The sequence below is a fragment of the Lelliottia sp. RD5 genome (assembly GCF_056032945.1).
On sequence record NZ_JBVYHQ010000012.1, the window covers coordinates 1 to 20185 of the forward strand.

Consider the following 20185-nt stretch of genomic DNA (forward strand, 5'->3'; position numbering starts at 1 on the left):
AGCAGAACCACCGTAGGTTTTTGCCAGAACGGTAGTGATTGCAGCAGTCAGGGTAGTTTTACCGTGGTCAACGTGGCCGATAGTACCAACGTTAACGTGCGGTTTTGTACGTTCAAATTTTTCTTTAGACACGGCTATATTCCTTACTATAGTGCCCTCTCACCGAGAGGGCACGGGATTTTGGTTTTTAACCTATGGCTTATTTGCCACGGGCTTCGATTACGGCCTGAGCAACGTTGTTCGGCGCGTCATCATACTTCAGGAACTCCATGGAGTAAGAAGCACGACCTTTAGTCAGTGAGCGCAGCTGAGTTGCGTATCCGAACATTTCAGACAACGGTACTTCAGCATGAATCTGAACGCCAGTAGCGTTAGATTCCTGACCTTTCAGCTGGCCACGACGACGGCTAAGGTCACCGATAACGTCACCAGTGTTCTCTTCTGGAGTTTCTACTTCAACCTTCATGATTGGTTCAAGCAGAACTGGTTTCGCTTTCTTAAAGCCATCTTTGAAGGCAATAGAAGCGGCCAGTTTAAACGCCAGCTCGGAGGAGTCAACGTCGTGGTAAGAACCGAAGTGCAGACGCACGCCGAGATCTACTACTGGGTAACCCGCCAGAGGACCAGACTTCAGCTGTTCCTGAATACCTTTATCAACGGCAGGGATGTATTCACCAGGAATCACACCACCTTTGATGTCGTTGATGAACTCATAACCTTTCGGATTAGAGCCCGGCTCCAGTGGGTACATGTCGATAACAACATGACCAAACTGACCACGACCACCAGACTGCTTAGCGTGTTTACCTTCGACATCGGTAACTTTCGCACGAATCGCTTCGCGGTAAGCAACCTGAGGTTTACCCACGTTAGCTTCAACGTTGAATTCACGCTTCATACGGTCAACGATGATGTCGAGGTGCAGTTCACCCATACCAGCGATGATAGTCTGGTTAGATTCTTCATCAGTCCATACGCGGAATGATGGATCTTCTTTAGCCAGACGACCCAGAGCCAGACCCATTTTTTCCTGGTCAGCTTTGGTTTTTGGTTCTACAGCGATAGAAATTACCGGTTCAGGGAATTCCATACGCTCCAAAATGATCACGTGGTCCGGATCACAGATGGTGTCACCTGTGGTCACGTCTTTCAGGCCGATTGCCGCAGCAATGTCACCCGCACGAACTTCTTTGATCTCTTCACGCTTGTTAGCGTGCATCTGAACGATACGACCAAAGCGCTCACGTGCTGCTTTCACTGGGTTATATACAGTATCACCAGAGTTAACCACGCCAGAGTACACGCGGAAGAACGTCAGGTTACCCACGAATGGGTCGGTAGCGATTTTGAATGCCAGTGCAGCAAACGGCTCATCATCAGTAGCATGACGTTCAGCTGGAGTGTCTTTACCGTCGTCCAGCATACCGTTGATTGCTGGTACGTCAGTTGGTGCTGGCAGGTAATCAATTACCGCATCCAGCATTGCCTGAACACCTTTGTTCTTGAACGCAGAACCGCAAGTAACGAGAATGATCTCGTTGCTCAGTACGCGTGCACGCAGCGCGGTTTTGATTTCTTCTTCGGTCAGCTCTTCGCCGCCCAAATATTTATCCATCAGCTCGTCAGAAGCTTCAGCTGCGGATTCAACCAGGTTCTGGCGCCATTCGTTTGCCAGCTCAACCATGTCAGCAGGGATGTCTTCGTATTCGAAGGTCACGCCCTGATCGGCATCGTTCCAGTTGATGGCTTTCATTTTCACCAGGTCAACAACACCGGTGAAACCTTCTTCAGCACCAATCGCCAACTGAAGCGGAACAGCTGTCGCGCCCAGACGGGTTTTGATCTGACCAACAACTTTCAGGAAGTTTGCACCCATGCGGTCCATTTTGTTAACGAACGCAATGCGTGGAACTTTGTATTTGTTTGCCTGACGCCATACGGTTTCAGACTGTGGCTGAACACCACCAACTGCGCAGTAAACCATTACCGCACCATCGAGAACACGCATAGAACGTTCAACTTCGATAGTGAAGTCAACGTGGCCTGGGGTGTCGATGATATTTACGCGATGCGGTTCGTACTGCTTAGCCATACCTGACCAGAATGCAGTAGTCGCTGCGGAGGTGATAGTAATACCACGCTCCTGCTCCTGTTCCATCCAGTCCATGGTAGCTGCGCCGTCATGAACTTCACCGATTTTATGGTTTACACCGGTGTAGAACAGAATACGTTCGGTAGTAGTGGTTTTACCGGCGTCGATGTGCGCACTGATACCGATGTTACGGTAGCGTGCGATGGGTGTTGTACGAGCCATTTGATTCCTCGTTTATTTCTTTAGGCGTTCAATTAAGTAACCCAGAGCGGACAGCTTCTGGGAAGTGTCCGCCTGGTGACTATGACTCCGAAGGGATTACCAACGGTAGTGTGCGAACGCCTTGTTGGCTTCTGCCATACGGTGAACGTCTTCACGTTTCTTAACTGCAGTACCTTTGTTGTCTGCAGCGTCAGAAAGTTCGTTCGCCAGACGCAGAGCCATGGATTTATCACCGCGTTTACGAGCAGCTTCAACGATCCAACGCATTGCCAGGGCATTACGACGAACCGGACGAACTTCAACTGGAACCTGATAAGTAGAACCACCAACGCGGCGAGACTTAACTTCTACAGTCGGGCGCACGTTGTCGAGAGCGACTTCGAAAGCTTCCAGTGCATTTTTGTCAGAGCGTTGAGCCAGGGTCTCAAGCGCGCTGTATACGATTGCTTCTGCAGTAGATTTTTTACCATCTACCATCAGGATATTTACAAATTTTGCCAGCAGTTCTGATCCGAACTTAGGATCTGGAAGAATTTTACGCTGACCAATGACGCGACGACGTGGCATGGGAATACTCCGTTGTTAATTCAGGATTGTCCAAAACTCAAAGAGTTTATTTTGACATTAAGTTAAAACAGTTTGGCCTTACTTAACGGAGAACCATTAAGCCTTAGGACGTTTCACGCCATACTTGGAACGAGCCTGCTTACGGTCTTTAACGCCGGAACAGTCAAGTGCACCACGAACGGTGTGATAACGAACACCCGGAAGGTCTTTTACACGACCGCCACGGATCAGGATCACGGAGTGTTCCTGCAGGTTGTGACCTTCACCACCGATGTAGGAAGTCACTTCAAAACCGTTGGTCAAACGCACACGGCATACTTTACGCAGTGCGGAGTTTGGTTTCTTAGGAGTGGTGGTATATACACGGGTACATACACCACGTTTCTGCGGGCAGGCTTCCAGCGCAGGCACGTTGCTTTTTGCAACTTTGCGAGCGCGTGGTTTGCGTACCAGCTGGTTAACTGTTGCCATTAAATAGCTCCTGGTTTTAGCTTTTGCTTCGTAAACACGTAATAAATCGACCTCATACAATATGAGGACGCGAAATTCTAGGGCTACGCCGAAAAGGTGTCAAGAAATATACAGTGATCTCGGATCACCAACTCATTTGAGTCGAGTGCTTAATCGCGAGTTTGACGAAGTCAGTATAGCCAACAACGTCAATTTTGGTGGAAATTTGACCAACAAGACCGCGGGCATCAATGTCATCTTTCAGCGCTAAGACCTTTATGGGGGCATTATTGAGGATTTCAATGAAGCGCCCACCGTCAATGGCAGCAAAAACGCCGTCCTGGATCAGCAATAATTCATCGCCATCGCCCACCATTCTTAGCAATCCTTCAATATCAGCTTGCCACGGTGAATGGCGTAGAGTGTGAAGCATGACGACCTCAGAATGTCAGAACGACATGATAATGGGAGAGTTTTTCGCGCAGATCGTTCGGTGAAATCACGTCTACATCCAGGACCAACGGGACATTTTCGTCAATCCCTCGCTCTTTTAACGATGCAGCGCACACCCAAAACGTGTCGATGTCATACAAAGGCAAGACCTTAAACGTCGAAATATAATCCCGCGCCAGTATCCGTTGCGGCTGTTGTCCGTTGAGAATCTGAAATACGCCGTCGCCGACAAAGAAAACACCAATATCTTCTGTCAGGGCAGAGGTCGCCAGAAGCGCATCAAGCCCTTCCCTACCCGCTGAGCTGCCGTGAGGAGCAGAAGTAAACACAAACGCAATGCGGTTCATCAGAATTGTACCATCCGATCGCATGTCAGCGCCGCCTGCGCCAATGCACCCAGGCCGCTGAGCGTAAACCCAGGCTGCAGATTGGCGCCCGAAAGCCCCAAACGCTTAGCCTCAGTTTCGTCCACGACGCCACGACGCAGCGCCGCCGCCACACAGATGTGCAGCTCAACGCCCTGTTTTTCATTAAGCGCCTGCCAGCCACGCACCAGATCATATTCATCAGAAGCAGGAGACGTTAACTGATTGGCATTAAAGACGCCTTCTCGATAGAAAAACACGCTGCTCAGCTCGTGCCCTTCAACCAATACCGCTTGCGCAAACTGCAGCGCACTGCTGGCCTGCTGCGTGCCGTAAGCTGGCCCCGTCACCATTAAGGCAAAGCGCATTACTTCTCTTGCCCCACAAAATCACCGCTTTTGAACTGACGAATGTAGAGATACACCGTGTGCTTGGAAATATTCAGTCGGTCGGCAACCTGGTTAATCGCATCTTTAATATCGAAAATGCCTTTCTCATAGAGGTTCAGCACGATTTGACGATTCTTGGCGTTGTTCGATACGTTGCGATCGGCATTCACCTCTTCAATGGTGAATTCCAGAGTCTGCGTGACAAGGTCTTCCACAGAGGAGGCAAAGTTAACGGAGGAGTTCACTTCCGGTGTTTCAGGTGGAATAAAGGTGCTCATGATTTGTGAGAACGGCACATCAAGGTTCATGTTGATGCACAGCAATCCAATCACCCGGTGATCGCGATTACGGATGGCGATGGTCTCTGACTTCATCAGAACGCCGCTTTTGGCACGGGTGAAATAACATTTGGAGACGCTGCTATCGGCGCCGGTCATGTCGTGGAGCATACGCAGTGCAAGGTCGGTAATTGGCGATCCAATTTTGCGGCCAGTATGCTCACCATTGGCAATACGGATGGCGGAACATTTCAGATCTTGCAGGGAGTGCAATACGATTTCGCAGTGAGAGCCAATGAGCATCGCTAACCCGTCCACTACCGCTTCGTAGGATTTCAGAATATCGAAGTCAGTCTGATCGAAAGGACGTTGATCCAGCAAATCAAGTTCACTGGTTTCGTTGGTTAAAAGCGACCTGGACATGAAAAAAACACTCCTTTTCAGGAGCCTGTCGTTAGGTTGTCAGGGCAGGCTCATATTTACACGGACAACTAAATTAATACAGCGTAGGCAAGGCTTTCCAGTGTTTATTATATCTGGCCTGCAATAAAAAAACCGCCGCCTTGAAGGCGGCGGTTTTCAGCGTTTTACTTCTTCGCTGCGTCTGCAGCTTTATCATCTTCTGCAGCGGCAGGTTTAGCATCTGCCTTCGGTGCTGGTTTGATGTCCAGCAGCTCTACATCAAAGACCAGAGTGGAGTTAGCCGGGATACCCGGAACGCCGGTTTTTCCGTAAGCCAGATCCGGTGGAATGACCAGCTGGATTTTGCCGCCTTTCTTGATGTTTTTCAGGCCTTCAGTCCAACCTGGGATAACACCGTCAAGACGGAAGGACAGTGGCTCGCCGCGCGTGTAAGAGTTATCAAACTCTTTACCGTCGATCAGTGTACCTTTGTAGTTCACTACAACGGTGTCGCTGTCTTTTGGCGCATCGCCAGTACCGGCTTTCTCAACTTTATAAAGCAGACCGGTAGAAGAGGTTTTCACACCTTTTTCTTTCGCAAAAGTATCGCGGTAGGCTTTGCCCTTCGCTTCGTTGTCTTTTGCGTCTTTTTCCATTTTGCCCTGAGCAGCACCCTTCACGCGAGCTTCGAAAGCTTGCAGAGTCTGTTCGATTTCCTGGTCAGACAGTTTGCTTTTATCTGCAAATGCATCCTGAACACCGGCGATCAGCTGATCTTTATCCAGTTTGATGCCCAGTTTTTCCTGCTCTTTGAGAGAGTTTTCCATGTAACGACCCAGAGAAGCGCCCAGCGCATAGGCTGATTTCTGGTCGTCATTTTTGAACGCAGCTTTGCTGTCTGCGCTTGCAGCAGGTTTCGCAGCAGTATCAGCAGCGAAAGACAGCGGCGCATTCAGTGCGACAGCCATAGTGGTCGCCAGCAGCGTTACTTTAAACAGTGATTTCATCCATTTCTCCAGGACCAGGGCCTCTCACCCCAGCGTTAAACGTAAATGAGAAGCGTACTATAGAACGTTGCGGAGGAAATCTATAGACAGACTCCCCCTATTATCGTCTCTTTTGAGACTATTTTTGTTTAAATTAGTTTCGTGCCAAAGGGATGGATACTGCACATTGGGACAAACTCGGGTAAAATTTGTCTTTGCTAACGCCCGGTGGCGCAGAACACACAACGAGGTCAATCATGCAAGATACATCTATGGAAGTGCGGCTGGCCGAGCTGGAAAGCCGTCTCGCTTTTCAGGAAGTAACTATCGACGAACTCAACCAGACCGTGACAGCTCATGAACTGGAAATGGCGAAACTTCGCGATCTGCTGCGTTTACTGACAGAGAAAGTGAAAGCGACACAATCGTCACATATGGCTTCACCGTCCGAAGAGACCCCACCGCCGCATTATTGAGGCTAACAACGCTGAGGCGTAAAAAAAGCGGGAATATTTCCCGCTTTTTTGTGCGTGCGATACAGCGAATACCGAAGTATTAGTGGCAGCCGCAACCGCCGTTACCGCCACAACCGCCTTTACCGTGCTCATGACCATGGTCATGATCGTGGCCGTGACCACCGCAGCAACCGTCATGGTCGTGATCGTGATCGTGGTCGTGACCGTTCGCACCATGAACGTGGCCATGAGCCAGTTCTTCTTCGGTTGCTTCACGGATCGCAATCACTTCAACGTTGAATTTCAGGTTCTGGCCAGCCAGCATGTGGTTACCGTCAACCACAACGTGCTCGTCTTCAACTTCGGTGATTTCAACCGGTACTGGACCCTGGTCAGTTTCAGCCAGGAAACGCATGCCAACCTGCAGCTCGTCAACGCCCATGAACACGTCTTTAGGAACGCGCTGAACCAGGTTGTCATCATACTGACCGTAAGCGTCGTTCGCGCCTACAGCAACGTCAAATTTATCGCCAACATCGTGACCTTCCAGCGCGCTTTCCAGGCCGGAAATCAGGGAGCCGTGACCATGCAGGTAGTCCAGCGGCGCACTCACCGGAGACTCATCAACCAACACACCGTCTTCTGTACGTACCTGATAGGCCAGGCTGACCACCAGGTCTTTTGCTACTTTCATGATATCTCCTGAGCGTGGGAAAATTGCTGGCGCAGATTGTAGCGGAAATCTGCACCCGTGTACCCTTTAGCTTAAAAAAACTGAGGGCATATCGCTAGTCCGGATGAAAAATACCGATCACCTGCTCTTCTTTGCGAACATGCTCGCGCGCTTCTTTATCCGCCTCTCGCATCTGATGACCGCACTTAACACACTCAACAATATCAATATTATTTTCACGCCACATCGCCAGCGAATCTTGCGCCTGGCAGGACGGGCATTTTGCACCTGCAATAAAACGTTTACGAATTGCCATACTTTTGCCCCTATTCAAATTCATCCCAGCCGTCGAACTGCCGTCGCTCTTGCTGCATCTCCCGCTGGAAAATCTCTTCAAGCTCGCGCCGCGCTTCCCGTACGCGAGATATCTGCGCCGTGTCCGAATGCACAGGCATTAACTCGCGCAGCATACGCATATCGAGACGCCGAAAATGCATTTGTGCCCGTTGCGCCTGATGCGGATGCATACCCAGCGAAACCAGCGCTTTGCGCCCTAATTCAAGGGCACTGGAAAACGTCTCGCGTGAAAAATTGGTCACGCCCGCCTGCAACAGTTCATGTGCCTCAACGCGTCCCCGCGCTCGCGCCAGAATATGCAGGTGCGGGAAATGTTGCTGGCACAGTTCCACCAGCTTCATCGTATCTTCCGGCTCGTTACAGGTGATGATGATAGATTCCGCAGCCTCAGCGCCCGCAGAACGCAGCAACTCGAGCTGCGTGGCATCACCGTAATACACTTTATAGCCATATTTGCGCATCAGATTCACCGCGCTGATATCACGCTCAAGCACCGTAATACGCATCTTGTTCGCCATCAGCAGACGGCCAATAACCTGCCCAAAACGACCAAAGCCCACCACAATCACCTGCGGTTTATCGTCTTCGACCCACGGCGCTTCGTCCTCGTCGTCAGGTTGATTGAAGCGGCGCGAGAGTAATTTATCGATAAGCTTCATCAGCAGCGGCGTGGTCATCATCGACAGCGTCACCGTCACCAGCAGCAGCGCCATTTGATCATCCTGGAATAAACGCTGGGACGCTGCTGTGGAGAAGAGCACAAAAGCAAACTCGCCACCCTGGCTCAACACACCGGCAAACTGCATTCGCTCTGAACTGCGCAGGCCGTAGATCCGCGCCAGCGTGTAAAGCACACCTGTTTTCACAGCCACCAGCACCGCAACGCTGACCGCCACCCACAGCAGATGGGTATAAAGCACACCCAGATTCAGCGCCATACCCACAGAGATAAAGAACAGCCCGAGCAGCAACCCTTTGAAAGGGTCAATCGCAATCTCCAGCTCGTGGCGGTACTCACTTTCGGCCAGCAGAATCCCGGCGATAAAGGTCCCAAGCGCCATCGACAGCCCCAGCGCATCCATAAACAACGCCGAACCTAACACCAGCAGCAGCGTCGCCGCGGTAAACACTTCGCGCACGCCGGAGGCCGCAATAAAGCGGAATACCGGGCGCAGCAGATAACGACCGCCAATCAGCATTCCCACAAAAGCCAGCACCTTCATGCCGACTTTCATCCAGTCAAAATGATCGTCACCCGAACCGGCGAGCAACGGCACCAGGGCTAATGCCGGGATAACCGCGAGATCCTGGAACAGCAGCACCGAGAAACCGAGTTGTCCTGATTCGTTGCGATTCATCCCTTTATCGCGCATCAGCTGCAACGCCATCGCCGTCGACGACATGGCTAGGCCAATCCCGCCAATCACCGCCGCCTGCCATTTGAACTGCGTCAGCATCAGCAATCCACCGAGGATCACCGCGCTAAACAACACCTGCGCTGCACCCACGCCGAAAATCGATCGCCGCAATTGCCACAGCTTAGCGGGATTCAGCTCCAGCCCGATAATGAACATCAGGAAGACCACGCCAAGCTCCGAGAAGTGCAGGATCTCGTCTACATCGCTAATAAATCCAAGGCCCCACGGTCCGATAGCGATGCCCGCCAGCAAATACCCCAGCACCGCGCCGATGCCAAGCCGTGCGGCCAACGGCACCGCCACCACGGCGGCAAACAAAAACAGCACCCCGGCTAATAAAAGATCGGTACCTTCCATCAGTGACCTCCCGTCGGAATCGGGGAGGCCAGCCATTCACCGTAAGCTTTGGCGTGACTTGCCAGCGCCTGAGGTTGTTGGCGGCGCGCCCAGTAAACAATCATCGGGCTCATCCAGTGCATACGACACATCGCCGCCGTCAGTTCAAAAGGGCGCAAAATATCGCTCATGGGGTAGCGGTTCAGGCTGTCGTGGCGGTAAGCACTTTCTGGTTCACCGGTCGTAATGACACTCCGCCAGTACTTTCCCGCCAGTTGGTTCCCCCCAGGCCCGCTGGAAAATCCGCGGCTCAGCACCCGGTCCAGCCACTCTTTCAGCAACGCGGGGCAACTGTAGGTGTAAAGCGGATGCTGGAACACAATCACGTCATGCTGACGCAACAGCTCCTGCTCGCGAGGAATATCAATAAAAAAATCAGGATAGTGCGCGTAAAGGTCGTGCACCGTCACATTGCTCAGCTGTTGAGCCGGTTTAAGCAAAACCCGGTTTGCGACCGAGTCCTGGGATTCCGGATGGGCATACAACAGCAGCACTTTTGCTGTCTGAGACATCATTCCCCTCCCGGGTCGTCATCATTGCCATTTTCGGCTACCATGGCACACCCGCGCCATGCGCGGCATTATTCAGTCTGGCCCCTCACGCCTCATTGTTGAAAAAACAGCCTGGCGGGACAGATTTTTAACCTGATTATAATGACAACCTAACATAGTCGGAATACACGGCGCTCTATGATTGTTTTCTCCTCCTTACAAATTCGTCGCGGCGTACGCGTCCTGCTGGACAACGCTACTGCCACCATTAATCCTGGCCAAAAAGTCGGCCTGGTGGGCAAAAACGGCTGCGGCAAATCCACTCTGCTTTCGCTTCTGAAAAACGAAATGAGCGCCGATGCGGGCAGCTTTACCTATCCGGGCAACTGGCAACTGGCCTGGGTCAACCAGGAAACGCCTGCCCTGAGCGTCCCGGCGCTTGAGTACGTGATTGACGGCGACCGCGAATACCGCAAGCTGGAAGCCGAGCTGAACGCCGCCAACGAGCGTAACGACGGCCACGCCATCGCCACCGTTCACGGCAAGCTGGACGCCATCGACGCGTGGACTATTCGCTCTCGCGCCTCCAGCCTGCTACACGGCTTGGGCTTTAGCAACGAACAGCTCGAACGCCCCGTGAGTGACTTCTCCGGTGGCTGGCGTATGCGCCTGAATCTGGCGCAGGCGCTGGTGTGTCGCTCCGATTTACTGCTGCTCGATGAGCCAACGAACCACCTCGATCTCGATGCCGTTATCTGGCTGGAAAAATGGCTGAAAAGCTATCAGGGCACGCTGATTCTGATCTCCCATGACCGTGATTTTCTTGATCCGGTGGTGGATAAAATCATTCACATCGAACAAGAGTCGATGTTCGAATACACCGGCAACTACAGCTCTTTCGAGCGCCAGCGCGCCACGCGTCTGTCGCAGCAACAGTCGATGTACGAAAGCCAGCAGCAGCGCGTCGCGCATCTGCAAAGCTTTGTTGACCGTTTCAAAGCCAAAGCCTCCAAAGCCAAGCAGGCGCAGAGCCGCATTAAAATGCTCGAACGCATGGAGATGATCGCGCCTGCGCACGTCGACAACCCGTTCCACTTCAGCTTCCGCGCGCCTGAGAGCCTGCCGAATCCGCTGTTAAAAATGGAAAAGGTCAGCGCAGGCTACGGCGATCGCATTATTCTGGATTCCATCAAGCTCAACCTGGTGCCGGGTTCACGTATCGGTCTGCTCGGGCGCAACGGTGCCGGTAAGTCCACGCTGATTAAACTGCTGGCGGGCGAGCTTAATCCGGTCAGCGGTGATATCGGTCTGGCGAAGGGCATTAAGCTTGGCTACTTCGCGCAGCATCAGCTGGAATTTTTACGCGCAGACGAGTCCCCCATTCAGCATATGGCGCGCCTCGCTCCGCAGGAAATGGAACAGAAGCTGCGTGATTATCTCGGCGGTTTTGGCTTCCAGGGCGATAAAGTCACCGAAATCACCGAGCGCTTCTCCGGCGGCGAAAAAGCCCGTCTGGTGCTGGCGCTGATCGTCTGGCAGCGTCCAAATCTGCTGCTGCTCGATGAACCTACCAACCACCTGGATCTCGACATGCGTCAGGCACTGACCGAAGCGCTCATCGAGTTTGAAGGCGCGCTGGTCGTCGTCTCGCACGATCGCCACCTGATCCGCTCCACCACTGACGATCTCTACCTGGTTCACGACGGTAAAGTTGAGCCATTCGATGGCGATCTGGAAGATTATCAGCAGTGGCTGACCGATGTGCAGAAGCAAGAAAATCAGCCCTCTGACGATGCGAAAGACAACGCCAACAGCGCCCAGTCGCGCAAAGATCAAAAGCGTCGCGAAGCAGAGCTGCGCACCCAAACGCAGCCGTTGCGTAAAGAGATCGCCCGTCTGGAAAAAGAGCTGGAAAAGCTTCACGCAACACTGGCTACCGTCGAAGAAAAACTGGGTGACAGCGGGCTGTACGATCAGAGCCGCAAAGCCGAGCTGACCGAGTGTTTGCAAATTCAGGCAAAAACCAAATCGGGTCTTGAGGATTGCGAAATGGCGTGGCTGGATGCACAGGAACAGCTGGAAGCAATGCTGCAAAGCGACTAACGCAACCGGAGGGTTATGAGTATCGACATCACCAGCGAAATCACTTTTCGCAAGCTAAGCATATTCATGACCTTTATGGAAAAGGGCAACATCGCGCGCACCGCAGAAGCGCTTGGTCTTAGCGGGGTAAGCGTTCATCGCGCGCTGCACACGCTGGAAGAGAACGTGCGCTGCCCGCTGTTCACCCATAAGGGCCGCAATCTGATTGCGCTGCCCTCCGCGTGGACGCTGCTGGAATATTGCCAGGAAGTGATGCAGGTGATGGATCGCGGGCTGGACGAAGCGCGTAAAATCGCCGGTATCGGCCAGGGCCGTTTGCGCGTTGGCACGCTCTATTCGCTGACAATGGAAACCGTGCCGCGCCTGATTATGGGCATGAAGCTGCGCCGTCCGGACCTGGAAATGGATCTGACGATGGGTTCTAACGAAATGCTGCTGCATTTGCTGGATGAAGGCTCGCTGGACGCGATTCTGATCTCCATCTCCGAAAGCGATATCGACCGCAACAGTCTCGAAGTCTTGCCCCTGTTCCACGACGATATCTTCCTGGCCGCACCCGCGACAGCAAAACTGATCGGCAACGGTTTAGCCGACTTGCGCGACTATAAAGATCAGAAGTTTGTCTCGCTGGCGGAAGGCTTTGCAACTTACGCAGGCTTTCAGGAGGCCTTCCACATCGCCGGTTTTGAGCCGGAGATCGTGACGCGCGTTAACGACATTTTCTCGATGTTAAGTCTGGTGCAGGCGGGTGTCGGCTTTACGCTGATGCCGGGCAGAATGAAAAAGGTGTACGAGAATTCCGTGCAACTGCTCAAGCTGGCGCAGCCGTATCAAATGCAGCAGCTCATTGCCATTGTCTTCGCGCGCAACCGCGAGCAAGATCCCAGCCTGCGCGCGCTGGCCGCAGAGGGCCGAATGTACGCCCGCAGCCGGGAGCAAAACGCTACGCGCTAAGGCGTTGCGCCAGATGCACCGCCACATCAATACCGCTGCGTTCCAGCGAAATCGATTCGCCTTCCCACGCAGCCTGTCGCGTAAGACAGGTCAACACGCCACCCGGCGGCATCTCAATCGCCAGCCGTGCTTCCCGTTCGTTGGCGGAAATCACCGCTTCCTGCCAGCGCACCGTCCGCGCCATGTTCATCGCCAGATCGTCGGCAATCTTTTCAGGCGTCCACAGCACGCGTCCGGTGCTGCCGCTGAGATACGCGCAGCGCGGGCGAGAGAGCCTTACGTTTTCAAATGCCGCTACCAGCTTTTGCGCAGGCGGAGCCAACAGTTCACAATGTGACGGCACGCTGACGGCCAGCCGGTGCGCTTTGCTCGCCCCTTTCTCCAGCGCGCATTTCGCAACCTCCGCCATGGCGTCGTCAGAACCCGCAATCACAATCTGCGTTTCAGCATTCAGGTTAGCGATATAGGTTCCGCTCCCCTCAATAAGCTTTTCAACCTGCGGTAGCGTCAGCCCCATAATCGCCGTCAGGCCATAGCCGTGCGGATACGCCTGTTCCATCAGATCGCCGCGCAGCGCCACCAGCCTGAGCGCATCGGTAAACTCCAGCGCGCCGGCAATCACCGCTGCCGGATACGCGCCGATGGACAAACCGCTCACCATATCGGGCGAAACGCCGCGACGCTCTACTTCACGCGCCCACGCCACGCCTGCGATAAGGAGCGCGAGCTGAACCGCGCGGGTGTGCTGCAAGGCGTCGGGTGAATCCAGTGAATCCACTTCTGCGCCCAGCACCTCTCGCGCCAGCGCCATTTCCGTTCCCGGCAGCGCTTTCAGCATGCCAGGATGCTGCGTCCCCTGTCCCGGAAAGGTAAACAGAATTTTCATCATTCCTCCCTGTGCCATGGATTGGTCATCAGGCGCGGCCCATGACGTGTTTTCAGCAGCGCTTTACCGTCGCGCAGCCATTCGTTCAGCGCAAAGCCGCCAAGCGGCGTTTCCACCTGCGTATCGGCGCGACAAAGGGCACTGCTGAGCTGAGACTGCCAGCGTTCGAAAGCCGTCGGTGGCAAGGGCTGCGGCGCGCGGATCAGCAGATCGAGATCGCTGTCGGCGTGGATAACCGGAATGCCGGTCGCCAGCGCGTAGCCCGTACTGCCGGTGATGCCCCACGTCCACGGCCACGACTGCTGCGCCAGTTGCAGCGCTACCTGAACCGGCGGCTGGGTAATAAAAGGTGAACGCAGCAGATCGTTGAGCACGCAAAGATCGTCGGGAGAAACCACGCGCGCAATGTTCTGAGCGTTCACCCATCCCGCCGCGCGCTGGTCGCGCTTCAGTCCACGCACGCCGACGGGAATTCGTCCTGCATCATCAACATCACGCCGCACCACCACAGGCAAACCGGTATGCCACACGCTGTCCACCCAGGATTCGGTGATACCTTCCAGCGCGTCACGCGCGGTAAGCCAGATAAGATCGTGCGGGCGTAATGTTGCGGTCATGATTACATTCCTGAAGTCAGTGAGATAAACAGCGGCAGCGACAGGATACACAGGACCGAGCTTAACAGCAGCACCGCTTCTGCATCAGGGGACTGCACGCCAAAGCGGTTGCCGAAGACCACGCCAAAGAAACCGGCGGACAGGGCAATCATCAGAATCGCAGTAATAGCCACGGAACCGTGCAGACCGAAAATCAGCACGATACCCCAGGCAATTGCAGGCTGAATCAGCAGCTTGGTGATAGTGGCGCTAATCACCATGGTGTTGATCTGCAGCTTACGGGCAGACAAGATCACGCCCGTCAGGAACAGCGCGGCGGCCGTTGCGGCCAGACCCAGCGGTTTAATCGCGGCCAGCACCAGCTCCGGCATTTTGATGCCAATCGCAGACAAAATCACACCCAGCAGCGGCCCCATCACAATCGGTTTTTTAATTGAACGCCACATCAGCACGGGCAGCATCGACAGCGTTGAACCGGTATTCGCGCCTTCGGCACGCGCTTTTTCACGTTCCAGAATCAGCAGACAGAACGGCGTCATCAGTACGGAACCGCAGGCGATGGAGACCGCCACGGAGAGCGACGTCGCAGATCCTTCGCCCAGCACGCTGCCCAGAATCGGTAAACCCAATGCGGCGTAGTTCGGCAACGCAACCGTCAGCGTGAGCACCGCGGCATCCTGCGGGGATTTTTTGAAGACGCCGGTGGCGAGGAAATAGATGCCCGCGTAGGTCACCCACATCGCCAGCGTTAGCACCACAATCAGCGGCGACTGGGCCACAATGCCGGCCCACGGCGTTTGTACCGTCGCACTGAACAGCGCGGCGGGCAGAGCAAAATCCATGACGAAAATATTGAGCAGGGAAACATTTTTGTTATCGACCATCTTTGCCTTACCGGCCCAGAATCCCAGCAGCATGATGATGAAAATCGGTGCAAGAGCATGAACAATTACGTAAGTCATAAATCACCTGTAGTAAAAAAGTTTTAGCACTGGCGCGATGATTATTATTTTCAGAATGCACGCTCCCGCACGGGCGCAATCGCTACGCCCGCGGGGAAATGCCTCTGGCAGGTCTCTTTTTTCTACTTACCAGCTTGCTCGCATGCGCTCACGAACAAGAGCAGAGCTGTGGCGATTGTCAGCACCCAAACGGCTTTTTAGCGTGGTGTCCTGACGTGCGTCGTTGATGGCCTGTTGCAGGGTGGATTTCACCAGTGTCACATCGCTTTCCGATGGCGCATCCGGGTTGCTGATATCCAGCAAGTTCTCAAGCAGCCCCAGCGTGGCGTAATTGCTAATGTCGTATGCCATTGGCGGAATGGTGGCCGCCAGTTTTTCCAGCGCCTCGACGGTGCGCAGAGTGATCCGCGCGGCGGACTCTTTGCCCATCGCATGGATCAGCACGCCTTTGTCGTTGAAAGCAATCAGACGGTTAGCCTGATAGCCGTGCGCCAGAAACGCGCCCGACATCGCTTTGCCGACGATCAATCCAATGACCGGGTGACCGGCCAGACGCGCGTTGGCATAGGCCGCAGCCGCACCGGCCAGCGCCTGGTGGATCCCAAACGCCTCTTCGCGACGGCCATACGCCTGGCTTGGCACATCAATCACCGCCACAATCGGGCGTTTCACGGCGTTATCCGCATCGGCGGCAACGGTTTCGCTGACCACTTTCGCCAACGTCCAGCCTTCCATCAGACCCACTTCACCAAGCGCAGCACGCGGGAAATGGTTATGGGCATCCGGCACCACGGAAATAAAACGTACCGCTTCGCCGTTGATGTCAGCGTCTGCCGCCTGCACGGACGGGCACAGGCCTGACAGACGTTTGGCATGAGGAGCGAGCGTTTGCAGCCATAATTCGCCGCGGCTGATTGTATTAGTCATCATTTCACCTCCCGCGCAAAAAGCGCATGGATCTGTTCAGTATCCGCCTGTTTGCGAGTGTCAAAATTCGACAGACGCGCGAGATAGTCGTCGTAGTTATCGGTGCGATGTTTCGCCGGAACGCCTTTCGCAAGCGCGTCGTTCATCGCCTGTTTCACCGCGTTCACCCCGTCGCCCACCAGCGCATCCACCAGACCACTCTGGTAGCGAATTTCGCCGCCGGTCATGCTCCAGATAAACGGACGATCGCGGGAGTCGTACTCTTCAATCCCGGCCTCCTGCTCGATAACCTGCGGGCCATTCAGGCCGAGACGCGCTTCCCGGGTCACAATCAGATAGCTGCACAGCGCCGCCGCGATAGACATCCCGCCGAAGCAGCCGACGGTTCCCGCGACAATGCCGACAACCGGCGTGTAGCGACGTAAATCGACAATGGCCGCGTGGATATCGGCAATCGCCGCCAGGCCAAGGTTGGCTTCCTGTAAACGCACGCCGCCGGTTTCAAGGCTTAATACTGCCTGCGTCGGAATGCCGTTGCGGTTATCTTCCGCCGCCAGCTCCAGCGCTGCCGCCATTTTGGCACCGGACACTTCGCCCATGCTGCCGCCCTGGAATGCGCCTTCAATCGCCACAACCACTGCCGGTTTGCCGTTAATGGTGCCTTTCGCAACCACCATGCCGTCGTCCGCCTGCGGGACGATGCCCTGCGCGGCCAGCCACGGAGAGGTGATACCTTCAAACGGGTCCAGCAGTTCGCGGTAGCTGCCGTCGTCCAGCAGCGCATGGGCACGCTGACGCGCTTTTAATTCGATAAAACTGCGATCGTCACGCATAGCTCACCTCTTCAAAAACCTGTTCGATACGGATGCGCGCCACGCCGGGTGTGGCACCAAAATCGTGGATCGTCAGCGTCCCGGCAGGCAGGCTGCTCACGGTTTGCAGACGGTTGAACAGCGCTTCCCAGCGGCTGCGGCTGTTATCGACAGATGTGGTGATTTCGATGGTTAACGTCTGGTTCTGGTCGGCGGTGAACAACACCTCCATATCCCCGGAGCCGACAACCCCTGCCAGCGCCCTGCCGCTCACTACGCGGCTGGCTGGCACGGTCAATGTGATTTTTTCCATAACATCCTCTTAATGCTGTGAATTTGGCGTTTCGACGCGATCAAGAAACAGCGTGGCGGCAAGCAGATCGGCCGCGCCCCCGGGCGACGCGTTGAGCGCCAGCATGTGGCGATCTAACGCAGCCAGCGCGCGCTGTCCGTCGGGCTGAGCCGTTCCGCCCGCGCTCAGCACCGCACGGGCACCGTCCTGCATGGCGTCCAGCCCTTCCATTCCGGCACGAGACAACACGCAGGTGTCGGTGAGGGTGGTCATGATCGCCATCAGCGCATCAAGCCGGCTGTGCGTTTCGCTGCTGCCGTTGAGCCGGCTGAGCCGAAGCTGCGGCAATGCCCGCTGGATAATGTGCGGAAACGCCTGCTGCGCCTCTTCGCGCGCGCCCGGTACACGGTAACGGTGCGTGACGCGAAGCCCTTTGCTGAAGACTTTCGGTGCGGCATCGTCAGGCAGTTTCGCCAGCTCCGCGGCAGTGGCTGCGACGGTCTGCGGTTGGGTATCACCGCCAAGCATGGCGACCGCGCTGACCAGCAGACCCAGCGCCCAAATCGCACCGCGATGGGTATTGACGCCGTTTGTCGCCGCCATCATTTGCTGTTCGCCTTCGCGTCCGAGCCGCCCTATGGTTTGTCGAAGCGAAATATCTGCCGGACGCTGCCAGCTTTGCAGCGCCAGCGCCTGGAACGTTGGGGTCAAACTTTGCGCTGAGCGCTCCATCAGGGCGAGCGTGAGATCGCGGTGCGCGCCGTTCCCCCGACTGTCCACCAGACCGGGTTTCGGGCTTAATCGTGCTTCGTCAATCAGACACTGCGTGGCGGTTTGCGCCAGCCATTCGGCACCGCCTTCAACCTGAATCTGGGGCAGAAGTTTCATTACCAGCTCCGGAATTTCGCAGGTGGGTTGTAGAGACCGCCGGACCATTCGACCAGATCCGACACGCTACCCGCCGCCAGCAGAGAACGCGTGGCGTCCGTACGGCGAATGCCCATATCTTCCGGGTAGACCACTTTGCCACTTTGGCGCAGCGCCGCGACGCGTTTGGCGTCAACACCCAGACCGACATCGGTGATCCCGGCCACTGCTGCAACCATTGCGCGACGCTCTTCCAGACTTTCGGCGCGATACAGGTAAGCGATCCCTTCTTCGGTCAATACGTGGGTGACGTCATCGCCATAAATCATTACCGGCGCAAGCGGCATCCCGGAGGATTTCGCCACGTCGATGGCATCGAGTTTTTCGACAAAGGTTGGTTTCACACCCGCCTGGAATGTTTCGACCATCTGTACCACCAGCTTTTTACCGCGCTGCATGAGGTCCGGTTCGGTTTTCATATTCAGCCAGGCGGGCGTCGCATGACGACGACCGTGCGGATCGTGGCCCATGTTTGGCGCACCGCCGAAACCGGAGAGACGTCCACGCGTCACCGTTGAGGAGTTTGCATCGCCATCCACCTGCAGCGTCGAGCCGATAAACATATCCACCGCGTACTGACCTGCAAGCTGGCAGAGTGCGCGGTTAGAACGCATCGACCCGTCGGCGCCAGTAAAGAACACGTCAGGGCGCGCACGGATGTACTCTTCCATACCCAGCTCACCGCCGAAGCAGTGCACGCTTTCGACCCAGCCGCTTTCAATCGCCGGGATCAGCGTGGGATGCGGGTTCAACGTCCAGTGCTTACAAATTTTGCCTTTCAGCCCGAGCTGCTCGCCGTAGGTGGGCAGCAGGAGTTCAATCGCGGCGGTATTAAAACCGATCCCGTGGTTCAGGGACTGGACCTGATGTTCGGCGTAGATGCCTTTAATCGCCATCATCGCCATCAGAATGTGTTCTTGCTTGATCAGGCGCGGATCGCGGGTGAACAGCGGTTCGATAAAGAACGGTTTGTCCGCCACTACCACGTAGTCAATCCAGGAACCGGGGATATCCACACGGGGCAGGTCACTTTCGTCGTCGACCAGCTCGTTCACCTGCGCAATGACGATACCGTCATGGAACGCGGCGGCTTCAACCAGCGCGGGCGTGTCTTCAGTGCTTGCGCCGGTGTACAGATTGCCTTTGCGGTCCGCTTTGAAGCCGGCAATTAGCGCCACGTTTGGCGAGAGATCAACGTAAAGACGGGAATAAAGTTCGATGTAGGTGTGGATAGCGCCGATTTCGAGAAGACCGTCTTCCAGCAGCTGCGAAATGCGCAGGCTTTGCGTGCCGGAGAAGGAGAAATCAAGCTTGCGGGCGATGCCCTTTTCAAAGATATCGAGATGTTCGCTGCGCCCGACGCTTGGCATAATCATATGCAGGTCATGGACGATTTGCGGGTTCACTTCAGCAAGTGAGCGGGACAGAAAATCTGCCTGCTTCTGGTTGTTGCCTTCCAGCACCACTTTGTCGCCCGGGGCGATCAGTTTTTCCAGCATGGCGACGAAATCGTCGGTTGGCAGTACTTTGCCCTGCACCGGAACGGAAGCCAGACGGCGCGCTTTCTCTGTGCGGCGTGTGTTCCAGACCCGGGGTGGCGTTTGCCCAGATAACATTATTAACCTCCTGATTCAGCACATCATTTTGATTTGCTTAACGCTGAGTAAAGTGTGCGCTCTGGTGAGAAAGGCATCAATTAAGCGTAGAGGTG

At 55.0% G+C, this 20185-nt stretch carries 24 protein-coding genes; 3 read left to right on the forward strand and 21 right to left on the reverse strand.

The annotated features are described in order from the left end of the window. From AC0LWE_RS21485 to fkpA, 9 genes are all read right to left on the reverse strand, one after another. The coding region (locus AC0LWE_RS21485) for a GTP-binding protein (protein WP_004146313.1) at nt 1–132 on the reverse strand (132 nt) is incomplete at its 3' end. A gap of 67 nt (nt 133–199) precedes the next feature. Then, complete coding sequence (gene fusA / locus AC0LWE_RS21490) at nt 200–2314, reverse strand: elongation factor G (protein WP_059180245.1); 2115 nt, start codon at nt 2312–2314, stop codon at nt 200–202. A 96-nt stretch (nt 2315–2410) separates the two neighbouring features. Then, entirely contained in the window at nt 2411–2881 is a 471-nt protein-coding gene (gene rpsG, locus AC0LWE_RS21495; RefSeq protein ID WP_015960721.1) for a 30S ribosomal protein S7, read from the reverse strand. Between the two features lie 96 nt (nt 2882–2977). Beyond that, complete coding sequence (gene rpsL / locus AC0LWE_RS21500; RefSeq protein WP_000246815.1) at nt 2978–3352, reverse strand: 30S ribosomal protein S12; 375 nt, start codon at nt 3350–3352, stop codon at nt 2978–2980. 124 nt (nt 3353–3476) lie between these two features. Beyond that, a complete protein-coding gene (gene tusB, locus AC0LWE_RS21505; RefSeq protein WP_202668724.1) occupies nt 3477–3764 on the reverse strand; it encodes a sulfurtransferase complex subunit TusB in 288 nt (95 codons plus the stop codon). A gap of 7 nt (nt 3765–3771) precedes the next feature. Then, nucleotides 3772–4131 carry a sulfurtransferase complex subunit TusC gene (gene tusC, locus AC0LWE_RS21510; protein ID WP_204772791.1) on the reverse strand — a complete coding sequence of 120 codons (360 nt, stop codon included), beginning with the start codon at nt 4129–4131 and terminating at the stop codon, nt 3772–3774. Beyond that, nucleotides 4131–4517, reverse strand: a complete 387-nt coding sequence (gene tusD, locus AC0LWE_RS21515; RefSeq protein WP_202666049.1) for a sulfurtransferase complex subunit TusD — start codon at nt 4515–4517, stop codon at nt 4131–4133. Before tusD ends, tusC begins: the two co-directional genes overlap by 1 nt. Further along, nucleotides 4517–5239 carry a helix-turn-helix transcriptional regulator gene (locus AC0LWE_RS21520; RefSeq protein ID WP_059180249.1) on the reverse strand — a complete coding sequence of 241 codons (723 nt, stop codon included), beginning with the start codon at nt 5237–5239 and terminating at the stop codon, nt 4517–4519. The genes tusD and AC0LWE_RS21520 overlap by 1 nt, the downstream gene beginning before the upstream one ends. Before the next feature lie 164 nt (nt 5240–5403). Then, entirely contained in the window at nt 5404–6225 is an 822-nt protein-coding gene (fkpA, locus tag AC0LWE_RS21525; protein WP_015960726.1) for an FKBP-type peptidyl-prolyl cis-trans isomerase, read from the reverse strand. Between the two features lie 236 nt (nt 6226–6461). Between fkpA and AC0LWE_RS21530 the strand changes: the two genes are divergently transcribed. Continuing rightward, entirely contained in the window at nt 6462–6680 is a 219-nt protein-coding gene (locus AC0LWE_RS21530) for a protein SlyX (RefSeq protein WP_059180250.1), read from the forward strand. 79 nt (nt 6681–6759) lie between these two features. Here AC0LWE_RS21530 and slyD read toward each other — a convergent pair whose 3' ends face one another. From slyD to kefG, 4 genes are all read right to left on the reverse strand, one after another. After that, on the reverse strand, nt 6760–7353 hold the full coding sequence (gene slyD / locus AC0LWE_RS21535) for a peptidylprolyl isomerase (RefSeq protein ID WP_174343579.1): 594 nt from the start codon (nt 7351–7353) through the stop codon (nt 6760–6762). 94 nt (nt 7354–7447) lie between these two features. Beyond that, on the reverse strand, nt 7448–7648 hold the full coding sequence (locus AC0LWE_RS21540) for a YheV family putative zinc ribbon protein (RefSeq protein WP_005121675.1): 201 nt from the start codon (nt 7646–7648) through the stop codon (nt 7448–7450). 10 nt (nt 7649–7658) lie between these two features. Next, nucleotides 7659–9464, reverse strand: a complete 1806-nt coding sequence (gene kefB, locus AC0LWE_RS21545; RefSeq protein ID WP_059180252.1) for a glutathione-regulated potassium-efflux system protein KefB — start codon at nt 9462–9464, stop codon at nt 7659–7661. Then, nucleotides 9464–10018: a glutathione-regulated potassium-efflux system ancillary protein KefG gene (gene kefG / locus AC0LWE_RS21550; RefSeq protein ID WP_071818778.1), complete on the reverse strand. Its 555-nt coding sequence runs from the start codon at nt 10016–10018 to the stop codon at nt 9464–9466. The genes kefB and kefG overlap by 1 nt, the downstream gene beginning before the upstream one ends. Before the next feature lie 174 nt (nt 10019–10192). On the opposite strand from kefG, the gene AC0LWE_RS21555 reads away from it, so the two are divergent. Further along, complete coding sequence (locus AC0LWE_RS21555; RefSeq protein ID WP_059180253.1) at nt 10193–12097, forward strand: ABC transporter ATP-binding protein; 1905 nt, start codon at nt 10193–10195, stop codon at nt 12095–12097. A gap of 15 nt (nt 12098–12112) precedes the next feature. Then, the gene (locus tag AC0LWE_RS21560) at nt 12113–13051 is read left to right on the forward strand and encodes a LysR family transcriptional regulator (protein ID WP_131486933.1); all 939 of its coding nucleotides are present in this window, start codon (nt 12113–12115) and stop codon (nt 13049–13051) included. Here AC0LWE_RS21560 and mdcH read toward each other — a convergent pair. From mdcH to mdcA, 8 genes are all read right to left on the reverse strand, one after another. After that, nucleotides 13041–13937, reverse strand: a complete 897-nt coding sequence (gene mdcH / locus AC0LWE_RS21565) for a malonate decarboxylase subunit epsilon (protein WP_219347674.1) — start codon at nt 13935–13937, stop codon at nt 13041–13043. The genes AC0LWE_RS21560 and mdcH overlap by 11 nt on opposite strands. Further along, on the reverse strand, nt 13937–14554 hold the full coding sequence (locus AC0LWE_RS21570) for a malonate decarboxylase holo-ACP synthase (RefSeq protein ID WP_219347316.1): 618 nt from the start codon (nt 14552–14554) through the stop codon (nt 13937–13939). Before AC0LWE_RS21570 ends, mdcH begins: the two co-directional genes overlap by 1 nt. Before the next feature lie 2 nt (nt 14555–14556). After that, on the reverse strand, nt 14557–15516 hold the full coding sequence (locus tag AC0LWE_RS21575) for an AEC family transporter (RefSeq protein ID WP_059180257.1): 960 nt from the start codon (nt 15514–15516) through the stop codon (nt 14557–14559). A 126-nt stretch (nt 15517–15642) separates the two neighbouring features. Beyond that, a complete protein-coding gene (gene mdcE, locus AC0LWE_RS21580) occupies nt 15643–16443 on the reverse strand; it encodes a biotin-independent malonate decarboxylase subunit gamma (protein WP_219347673.1) in 801 nt (266 codons plus the stop codon). Then, on the reverse strand, nt 16443–17276 hold the full coding sequence (locus AC0LWE_RS21585; RefSeq protein ID WP_059180258.1) for a biotin-independent malonate decarboxylase subunit beta: 834 nt from the start codon (nt 17274–17276) through the stop codon (nt 16443–16445). Before AC0LWE_RS21585 ends, mdcE begins: the two co-directional genes overlap by 1 nt. Then, nucleotides 17269–17568, reverse strand: coding sequence for a malonate decarboxylase acyl carrier protein (mdcC, locus tag AC0LWE_RS21590; protein ID WP_202694699.1), 300 nt, complete (start codon nt 17566–17568; stop codon nt 17269–17271). The genes AC0LWE_RS21585 and mdcC overlap by 8 nt, the downstream gene beginning before the upstream one ends. A 9-nt stretch (nt 17569–17577) precedes the next feature. Continuing rightward, nucleotides 17578–18435, reverse strand: a complete 858-nt coding sequence (locus tag AC0LWE_RS21595) for a triphosphoribosyl-dephospho-CoA synthase (protein ID WP_216980860.1) — start codon at nt 18433–18435, stop codon at nt 17578–17580. Further along, complete coding sequence (mdcA, locus tag AC0LWE_RS21600; protein ID WP_202666046.1) at nt 18435–20090, reverse strand: malonate decarboxylase subunit alpha; 1656 nt, start codon at nt 20088–20090, stop codon at nt 18435–18437. The genes AC0LWE_RS21595 and mdcA overlap by 1 nt, the downstream gene beginning before the upstream one ends. Nucleotides 20091–20185: the final 95 nt, after the last annotated feature.